This is a genomic window from Bacillus sp. 05T31 (assembly GCF_056396725.1).
Genome location: NZ_JBFTMA010000177.1, coordinates 1 through 7,801 on the forward strand (window position 1 = coordinate 1; position 7,801 = coordinate 7,801).

The window sequence follows — 7,801 nt, forward strand, 5'->3', positions numbered from 1 at the left end:
CATATATAAGGCGTATTAGCATTCTTTTACTACTAGGTTTCATTCACGGCACCTTTATTTGGTCCGGAGATATTTTATTTGCATACGGGCTTATCGGGATTTTCTTAATGATGTTTATAAATAGAAAACCAAAAACATTATTGATTTGGGCAACTATTCTACTCGCACTCATTACACTTATGTCTTATCAAACTGATCCAAATACAAATATTAATGATTTTGCTCCTTATATTGAAAAAGAGCATAAAGTTCATGAAACTGGAAGCTATATGGATCATGTCAACTTTAGATTAACTGAAAGTCCTTTCGAGTATATTGGGATTAACGGTTTCTTCGGACTAGTTTTCATATCAATTTTCGCAATAATTTTTATGTCCCCACTTTTCTTACTCGGAATGTATGTAGGAAAAAAGGGCTGGTTATTTGAGATTGATAAACACATACCTTCTATCAAAAAGATTTGGCTTATCACTGGTATTTTCTCTTTTACAATTAAAATCTTAGCCATGTTCGTAAAGCATCCAATTTTAATTATGTTACAAGATGGCCTTACATCAGTAACCATGACATTCTTTTACGGAAGCACAATTATTTTATTATTCCATTACAAAAAAGCATCGCGCTTACTAACATATATGGCGAATATGGGGAAAATGTCGGTTAGTAATTACTTAGCTCAATCCATTATCACAACAACTATTTTTTACGCATACGGCTTTGGCTTATTCGGTAAAATCGGATATTTCTTCGGTATTCTTTTGACCATTGGAATTTATACGATTCAACTATTTGTTAGCACTTATTGGCTACAGAAATACCGCATGGGCCCTGTTGAATATGTATGGAGACTGGGAACTTATTTAGAGAAACCACAATTTAAAAGAGGTTTGGATAAAGCAAGTTAAACCAAACAAGCAATGAGCCCGTTCTCATTGCTTGTTTATTTCTTCTCGAACCTTAATAAACTTCGGTAAATCCATCTTATAAAGCCCTGAAACCTTTTCAACAAAGTCACTATGAGTAAAAGTCCCATCTCCTTCTTCTACTATACTCAAGTATCCGTGTAGCAATTTCAAAAACGCTCTAGCATCTTCTCCAGTTAAWTSATCAATGTTCTCTATAAYCTCATCAAACTCCCTTAAACTATCYCGTTCTKKCAMCCTAATTCCCCCTCGCTGCGCTATTATATTTATCATACCAAAAYAAAAAAGCCGTCCATCCTCTAAATGAGAGATAAACGACTTTTTGTTATTTACCCCGCATTAACGGGCAGTAAGACCCCCACCTCAAAATTCAGTGAAAGCAAAGGAGTTGGGTGGGAGATCAACTGCCCGTTAATGCCCGATTGGTGAGGGCTAATAATCCGTGGGGGGGCTTTGTCCCCCACGGATTAAAGTTTCACTTTATTAAAGCATAACCCCAACGATAATCGCTGATAATATACTTACTAACGTTGCACCGTATACAAGTTTTAATCCGAATGAAGATACAACGTTTGCTTGTTTTCCATCGATACTCTTCGTTGCACCTGCGATAATTCCGATAGATGAGAAGTTCGCAAATGATACAAGGAAGATTGATAAAATACCTACTGTACGAGCTGATAAATCGCCAGCTACTTTTCCAAGATCAAGCATCGCAACAAATTCGTTTGTTACTAATTTCGTCGCCATAATTTGCCCCGCTGTTAGCATCTCTGATGTTGGAATACCCATTACGAATGCTAATGGTGAGAAGATGTATCCTAAAATGCTTTGGAATGTGATTCCGAAAATAGAATCGAACACACCGTTAATTGCTGTAATTAATGCTACGAAACCGATTAACATCGCCGCTACTGTTACAGCGATAGAGAAACCTAGCATAATATATTCGCCTAACATTTCAAAGAATGTTTGTTTCTTATCTTCTTGTAATTCTAAAATGTCATCTTCTTCGTTCACATCATACGGATTAATAATATGAATGATAATAAATCCACTAAATAAGTTTAGTACAAGTGCTGTTACTACATATTTTGGATCAATCATCTTCATATAAGAACCAACGATTGACATCGAAACTGTTGACATTGATGATGCACAAAGTGTGTATAAACGATTTTTCGGTAATTTGCTTAATTGATCTTTTACTGTAATAAATACTTCACCTTGGCCGACAATTGCCGCTGCTACTGCATTATATGATTCAAGTTTTCCTAAACCGTTAATTTTACTTAATACGAAACCGACTGCACGAATGATAATCGGTAAAACTTTAATATGTTGTAAGATTCCAATTAGTACTGCTAAGAAAATAATTGGTAATAATACTGTTAAGAAGAATGGTGCTTGTCCATCATTTGCTAGACCACCAAATACGAAATTAACCCCTGCTTCCGCAAATTTTAAAATAGCGCCAAATCCATCTGCAATCCCTTTTACTAATACAAATCCGACCTTTGTATTTAGTAAGAAATACGCAAGTACCAATTGAATTACAAGCATAACTGCAATTGGTTTATATTTAATTTTCTTACGATCTGAACTTATAAGGAACCCTAGTACAAATACTACAAGTAAACCGACTAGAAACATTACTAACTTCATATGTGAATCCTCCACTTCCATGAGTTATCAGTCGTATAACGAATGACGTCTGACCATTAATGTTAAAAAATATGAACCCCTAAAATATTTTGAACTGTCTTCTAAAATAGGTAAGCGTTTACATAAATTGCAATTTATAACAGGTAGTCTCTTCTTCTCTACCGTATTTAACGTCTGAAATGGATACCACCTACAAATCAAATTGTAAGCGTTATCTAATTGAAATGCAATATAAATTTTAAAAGATTTTTATATGTTAATATATTCCTAACAGATTGGTTTTTTTATGTAAATTCACCATAAAAAATAGCCCTAGCTATGAGCTAGGGCCTCCCTTTTTACCCCGCTTTAACGGGCAGTAAGACCCCCACCTCAAAATTCAGCGAAAACAAAGAAGTTAGGTGGGTGATTAACTGCCCGTAAAAGCCCGATTGGTGAAGGCTAATAATCAGCKGGGGATAAAGCCCCCACTGATTAAAGTTTCACTTTATAACATAACACCAACGATAATCGCGGATAAAAGACTTACTAATGTCGCACCGTATACAAGTCGTAATCCGAATGATGAAACAACGTTTGATTGGTTTTCATCGATTCCTTTCGTTGCACCTGCAATAATTCCGATAGATGAGAAGTTCGCGAATGATACAAGGAATACAGAAAGAATACCAACTGTACGAGCTGATAAATCACCAGCTACTTTTCCTAGATCAAGCATCGCAACAAACTCGTTTGATACTAATTTTGTTGCCATAATTTGTCCCGCTGTTACCATTTCTGCTTGCGGGATACCCATTACGAATGCTAGTGGTGAGAAAATATATCCTAAAATAGCTTGGAATGTAATACCGAACACTGAATCAAACAAGCTATTGATTGCTGTAATTAACGCTACGAAACCAAGTAACATTGCTGCTACCGTAATCGCAATCGTGAAACCAAGCATAATATATTCGCTTAACATTTCAAAGAATGACTGTTTTTTCTTATTTTCTAACTTCAGTGTATCTTCTTCTTCTGTAATATCGTACGGGTTAATAATATGAATGATAATGAAACCACTAAATAAATTTAATACAAGTGCTGTTACTACATATTTTGGTTCAATCATTTTCATATAAGAACCAACGATCGACATCGATACTGTCGACATGGAAGATGCACATAGTGTATATAAACGATGTTTTGGGATTTTACTTAATTGATCTTTTACTGTAATAAATACTTCTGCTTGCCCAACAATTGCGGCCGCTACTGCATTATATGATTCTAATTTTCCTAAACCATTTACTTTACTTAGCATAGTACCAATAGCACGAATAAATATCGGTAAAATTTTAAAGTGTTGCAGAATTCCGATTAACACTGCAAAGAATACGATTGGTAATAAAGCTGTTAAGAAGAATGAAACCTCTCCTTTATTAACAAGGCCACCAAATACGAAAACGATTCCAGATTCCGCGTATCCAAGAAGCGCTCCAAATCCATCTGAAATTCCTTTTACTAAAATATAACCAATTGGCGTATTTAATAAGAAATACGTTAACGCTAGCTGAATAACAAGCATAATTGCGATTGGTTTATACTTAATCTTCTTACGATCAGAACTTATAAGAAAGCCGAGTACGAATACAACTAGTAGTCCTACAAGAAACATAACAAACTTCATTAATAAAATCCTCCATTTAACTCTTCATTAACGTTGAACGTCTGACTACTCAAAACAAGGAATAATCCGAACTTTCCATTTCTCCTCCAAAACCTTCAATCGGATATGAAAAACCATAAAATCTCTTGTCTCAAAGCCATTTTCCATTCTAACACAAATTATAACTCACATCCGCACTTTTATTAAAAAAATACATTTTATTATAAAACACTCATTAATGTTCGTATTTTTCCTCTTCCTTTAGTTTATCACCATAAAAAAAACGAGCATCAAATTTCTCTGATGCTCGTTCCTTTTTATTATACAGCTTTTTCTTTATCTGCTACTGCTGGCTTGTCCCAGCACTCTGTATTGTTTAAACCTGGAATAGACYCCGCATAAAAGACTGGATCTTTTCCTTGTTTCTTTTGTTTTACGTAATCTGATAATGCCGCGAAAGCATACTTAGAAAGGAATACAATCGCCACTAAGTTAATAATAGCCATGATACCCATGAAYAAATCTGCTAAGTCCCAAACAATTTGAATTGTTGCTACAGAACCTAACATAACCATACCAAGTACCGCGATTCGATAAACATTTAGTAAAACTTTACTTCCATTTAAAAACTCAATATTTGTTTCACCATAGTAGTAGTTACCTACTAATGAACTAAATGCAAACAAGAAGATTGCAACTGCTACAAATATAGAAGCCCACGGTCCGATATGTTGACTTAATGCTTGTTGCGTTAATTGAATTCCGTTTAAATCAGCCGCTCCAGGCACATCTGATAATAAAATGATAAATGCTGTACAACTACAAATTAATAATGTATCTGTAAATACCCCTAAAGTTTGAATGAAACCTTGTTTAACTGGGTGCGTTACGTTTGCAGTCGCAGCTGCGTTTGGCGCACTACCCATACCTGCTTCATTTGAGAATAATCCACGTTTTACCCCTAGTAAAATCGCAGCTCCTAATCCCCCGCCCACTACTTCTTTAATTCCGAAAGCATGTAAGAAAATTTCTTTAAATACATATGGAATTGCCGTAATGTTTGTTACAACAACGAATAATGCCACTGCTACATATATAATTGCCATTACTGGAACAATCATTTCAACCGCACGTGCAATACGTTTTACTCCGCCGAAGATAATGATTGCAAGTAAACCAGCCATAAACAGACCTACAAACTTACCATCTGTGTTAAATGCTCCATCAAAAGCCGCCGCTACTGTGTTTGACTGCACGGCGTTGAAAATTAATCCGAAACTAACTGTTATTAGAACAGAGAAGACAACTCCTAGCCAGCGTTTCTTTAAACCCTTTTCCATATAATACGCTGGACCACCACGGAACGCATTCCCATCTTTTACTTTATAAATTTGCGCTAATGTGCTCTCTACAAATGCAGAAGCACCCCCAATTACCGCGATTAACCACATCCAAAATACCGCTCCTGGTCCACCTGCTGRGATTGCGATAGCTACACCAGCTAAGTTACCAGTACCTACACGAGAAGCTGTACTCATACAAAAAGCCTGGAATGATGATACACCACTTTTTTCTTTTTGCGCTTTTCTTGTTTTTGAACTCGCTCCATCCCCAAGTAAACGAATCATTTCTCCAAAGTAACGTATTTGAACAAACTTTACTCGGAAAGAAAAATAAAGCCCAAGTCCAATTAGCATTGCAATAATAATATATGACCAAAGAACATTATTTATATCCCCAATAACACTAGTTAAAAAATCCATCATTGCGTTCCCCCTCTTCATAACACTAAGAAGATTATATTCTAAAAACTTTTAACAATCAAGAATTTTCGACAAGAAATGTAAGGTTTTATGACATGAAAATGTTAACAATTATAACATCCGTATTTTTTATAAAAATTATATTAATCATCTTTTAGCCTTAATATCATTAATTACAACAAAAAAACGAGCATCGAATTCATCTCGATGCTCGCCTTTTTATTATACTGCTTTTTCTTTATCTGTTACCGCCGGCTTATCCCAACACTCTGTGTTCGTTAAACCAGGAATAGAATCTGCACTGAATACCGGATCTTTTCCTTGTTTCTTTTGTTTCACATAGTCCGCCAACGCAGCATATGCAAATCGGCCAAGAAGTGTAATCGCAATTAAGTTTGTCATTACCATTAGTCCCATAAATAAATCCGCCATATTCCATACAACTTGAAGCGTCGCAACAGAACCGAATAGTACCATTCCTACAACCGCAATACGGTAAATTGTTAACCAAGTTTTACTTTGTTTAATAAATTCAATATTTGTTTCACCATAATAGTAGTTTCCTAGAAGAGAACTGAATGCAAATAAGAAAATAATAATTGCTAAGAAACTGCTTGCCCACGGACCAATCTGTGAACTTAATGCATTTTGCGTTAACTCAATACCTTCTAAATTTGTTGCTTTATATGCACCAGAACATAGTACGATAAATGCYGTYGATGTACATACTAAGAATGTATCTACTAATACKCCAATTGTTTGAATAAAACCTTGYTTYGCTGGRTGTGTTACATCCGCTGTTGCWGCCGCRTTYGGTGCACTACCCATACCTGCTTCGTTCGCAAATAATCCGCGTTGAATACCAAACTTCATTGCAGCACCAATACCGCCACCTACAGCTGAATCTAAACCAAATGCCCCTTTAAAGATTTCTGTAAACATATCCGGTATTAAATARTAATTTTTAATAACGACGAAAATTGCTACTGCAATATAAATAAGCGCCATTGGCGGAACGATCATTTCAGACATACGCGCAATACTTTTTACACCACCAAAAATAATAACCGCGACTAATACCGCTAACACTTCCATATAATAAGCAGGACCACCACGGAAGCCACTGCCATCTTTTACTTTATAAATTTGCGCAAGCGTACTTTCTACGAAACTTGAAGACGCCCCAATAATCGCAATAACCCACATCCAAAATACAGCTCCTGGTCCTCCCATAGAAATAGCTAGCGCTACACCAGCTAAGTTCCCGATACCAATACGAGCTGCTGAACTCATACAAAATGCTTGGAATGACGATACACTTCCCTTTTTACGTGTCTTTCCAGTTAAGCCATCACTCATTAATCGAATCATTTCCCCTAAATGAGTAAGTTGTACGAATTTCAATTTAATAGAAAAATAAAGCCCTAAACCAATTAACATTGCAATAAGAATATATGACCAAAGAATTGTATTCGTTGATGAAACGAATTGTTCTAAAATATTCATACAATTAACCCCTCCTTTTCTCCATAAATCGAATTATATTCAAAAAATATTCAAAAATCAACATTTTTCGACAATTCATTCCTTCCAAATATTAGGTCTCACAATATAAATACCTTGTTCTTTTCTGACTCTACTTTCACTAGCTGCGCATACTAAAATAAAAAATAATTTCATAAACAACACCATTGACAAAAACACAAACATGTAACTATAATGATTACATCAAGTTGTAACAAACCTAATTACACTAAATTCATTTATTTTTAGATATACACTTTAACAAAACAATTTGGAGG

Annotated in this window: 6 protein-coding genes; 1 reads left to right on the forward strand and 5 read right to left on the reverse strand. The window is 35.3% G+C overall.

The window, feature by feature from the left end:
• On the forward strand, nt 1-905 hold a 905-nt coding region (locus AC1DJR_RS13120; protein WP_477002770.1), incomplete at its 5' end, for a DUF418 domain-containing protein.
• Nucleotides 906-929: 24 nt separating this feature from the next.
• On the opposite strand, the gene AC1DJR_RS13125 is transcribed toward AC1DJR_RS13120, so the two are convergent.
• From AC1DJR_RS13125 to AC1DJR_RS13145, 5 genes are all read right to left on the reverse strand, one after another.
• Nucleotides 930-1,160 carry a hypothetical protein gene (locus AC1DJR_RS13125; protein ID WP_477002773.1) on the reverse strand — a complete coding sequence of 77 codons (231 nt, stop codon included), beginning with the start codon at nt 1,158-1,160 and terminating at the stop codon, nt 930-932.
• Between the two features lie 246 nt (nt 1,161-1,406).
• Nucleotides 1,407-2,588, reverse strand: coding sequence for a NupC/NupG family nucleoside CNT transporter (locus tag AC1DJR_RS13130; protein ID WP_341026082.1), 1,182 nt, complete (start codon nt 2,586-2,588; stop codon nt 1,407-1,409).
• Between the two features lie 487 nt (nt 2,589-3,075).
• The gene (locus AC1DJR_RS13135; RefSeq protein WP_002089478.1) at nt 3,076-4,257 is read right to left on the reverse strand and encodes a NupC/NupG family nucleoside CNT transporter; all 1,182 of its coding nucleotides are present in this window, start codon (nt 4,255-4,257) and stop codon (nt 3,076-3,078) included.
• A 299-nt stretch (nt 4,258-4,556) separates the two neighbouring features.
• Nucleotides 4,557-5,999, reverse strand: coding sequence for an alanine/glycine:cation symporter family protein (locus tag AC1DJR_RS13140; RefSeq protein ID WP_477002771.1), 1,443 nt, complete (start codon nt 5,997-5,999; stop codon nt 4,557-4,559).
• Between the two features lie 222 nt (nt 6,000-6,221).
• Entirely contained in the window at nt 6,222-7,505 is a 1,284-nt protein-coding gene (locus AC1DJR_RS13145) for an alanine/glycine:cation symporter family protein (protein ID WP_477002772.1), read from the reverse strand.
• Nucleotides 7,506-7,801: the final 296 nt, after the last annotated feature.

What these genes read in the sequence shown, in the direction of transcription:
- AC1DJR_RS13130 (WP_341026082.1), bottom strand. Translation starts at nt 2,588, where the DNA reads ATGAAGTTAGTAATGTTTCTAGTCGGTTTACTTGTAGTATTTGTACTA.
- AC1DJR_RS13135 (WP_002089478.1), bottom strand. Translation starts at nt 4,257, where the DNA reads ATGAAGTTTGTTATGTTTCTTGTAGGACTACTAGTTGTATTCGTACTC.